Source organism: Rubellimicrobium rubrum (genome assembly GCF_006152115.1).
Lineage (GTDB): Bacteria > Pseudomonadota > Alphaproteobacteria > Rhodobacterales > Rhodobacteraceae > Rubellimicrobium > Rubellimicrobium rubrum.
Window position 1 is genome coordinate 1 of sequence record NZ_VDFU01000087.1, and the last position, 2248, is coordinate 2248.

Below are 2248 nucleotides of genomic sequence, written 5' to 3' on the forward strand. Positions count from 1 at the left end.
CTTGGGGTGGCTTACAGGGTCCGCTCGACGGTTTCGCGTTCGAAGATCTCGATGATGTCGCCTGCGCGGACGTCATCGTAGTTGTCGAAGGCCATGCCGCACTCCTGGCCCGACTGGACCTCGCCCACCTGGTCCTTGAAGCGCTGCAGCGTCTTGAGCGTCCCTTCGTGGATGACCACGTTGTCGCGCAGCAGACGCACGCCCGCCGACTTGCGCGCCACGCCCTCGGTGACGAGGCAGCCCGCGACGCGACCCACGCCCGAGACCTTGAAGACCTCGAGGATGCGGGCGTAGCCGATGAAGCGCTCGCGCACCTCGGCCTTAAGGAGGCCCGAGGCCGCCGCCTTGATGTCGTCCACCAGATCATAGATGATCGAGTAGTAGCGGATCTCCACGCCCTTCTGGTTGGCCGCCGCCCGCGCCGGAGCGTTGGCCCGGACGTTGAAGCCGATGACCGGGGCCTTGGAGGCTTCGGCCAGGCCGATGTCCGACTCGGTGATGGCGCCCACGCCGCTATGCAGCACGCGCACCCGCACCTCCTCGTTGCCGACCTTCTCCAGCGCCTGCACGATGGCCTCGGCCGAGCCCTGGACGTCCGCCTTGACCACGATGGGCAGCTCGGCCACGCTGAGGTCCGCCTTGGCCCGAGCCATGAGCTGCTCCAGCGTCGTCGCCGCGCCCGCGGCCGCACGCTTGTCGCGCGTGACCTTCTCGCGGTAGTCGGCGATCTCGCGGGCCTGTTGCTCGGTGTCGACCACGTTCAGCACGTCGCCGGCCTGCGGCGTGCCATCCAGGCCCAGAACCTCCACAGGAACCGACGGACCGGCCTCGGTGACAGTCTCGCCCTTGTCGTTGATCAGGGCGCGCACCTTGCCCCACTTCTCGCCCACGACAAAGATGTCGCCCTTGCGCAGGGTCCCGTTCTGCACGAGCACCGTGGCCACCGGACCGCGGCCCACATCGAGCTTGGCCTCGATCACGGCGCCCATGGCGGCGCGCTCGGGGTTGGCGCGCAGCTCCAGGATCTCGGCCTGCAGCGCAATGGCCTCGAGCAGGTCGTCGAGCCCCTGCCCCGTCTTGGCCGACACCTCCACGTCCTGCACGTCGCCCGACATCGCCTCGACCACCACCTCGTGCTGGAGGAGATCGGTGCGGACCTTTTGCGGATCGGCGTCGTACTTGTCGACCTTGTTGATGGCCACGATCATGGGAACCTTGGCCGCCTTGGCGTGCGCAATGGCCTCAACGGTCTGCGGCATCACCGCATCATCCGCCGCCACCACCAGCACCACGATGTCCGTCACCTGCGCGCCCCGGGCCCGCATGGAGGTGAAAGCCGCGTGGCCGGGGGTGTCGAGGAAGGTCAGGAGGCTGCCGCCTTCGGTCCGCACCTGATAGGCGCCGATGTGCTGCGTGATGCCCCCGGCCTCGCCGGACACGACGTTGGCCTTGCGGATCGCGTCCAGCAGCGAGGTCTTGCCGTGGTCCACATGGCCCATGATGGTCACAATGGGCGGGCGCGCCTGCAGCGCGTCGGGCGCATCGGCCACGGCATCGATGGCCTGCTCCACGTCGGCGTCGGACACGCGCACCACCCGATGCCCGAACTCCTCGATGAGAAGCTCGGCCGTGTCGGCGTCAAGCGTCTGGTTCTGCGTGGCCATCACACCCATGCGCATGAGCGACTTGATGACGTCAGCCACGCGCTCGGCCATGCGGTTGGCAAGCTCGGCCACCGTGATCGCCTCGGGCAGCTGCACGTCGCGCACCACCTTCTCGCGGGCGTCATGCCCGCCCATGGCCTTGGCCCGCGCCCGCTCCTGCTTGCGACGCATCGCAGCCATGGAGCGCTGGCGGTCGCCGTCGCCCAAGGCCTGGGTCAGGGTGAGCCGCCCGCCACGCCGTTCCTCGGCCTCGCGCGCCGGCTTGGCCTTGACGTCCTTGGCGGGACCACGGGCGTCGCCCTTCTCACGGTCGGGCTTGCGCGCCTGCAACGCCGCGCGACGGTCCTCCTCGGAGGGCGGAGGCCCAGGCGTGATCGGGTTGCGCGGCGCCGGCGTCGCCGCCTGAGCCGCAGCCTTGCGGTCGGCAATCGCGCGCTTGCGCTCCTCCTCGGCCGCCTTCAGACGCGCCTCCTCGGCCCGGGCCGCCTCCTCGCGCTCCCGCGCCTCGATCTCGGCCCGCTTGCGCGCCCGCTCCTCCTCACGCGCCGCCTCGTCCGCCGCACGCTTGACCGCCTCCTCAGCCT

The 2248-nt window shown here is 70.0% G+C and carries 1 protein-coding gene; it reads right to left on the bottom strand.

Annotated elements, in window-relative coordinates; translation table 11 throughout:
• Positions 1 to 11: 11 nt before the first annotated feature.
• A partial coding sequence (gene infB, locus FHG66_RS21285; protein WP_139079148.1) for a translation initiation factor IF-2 occupies positions 12 to 2248 on the bottom strand: 2237 nt, incomplete at its 5' end.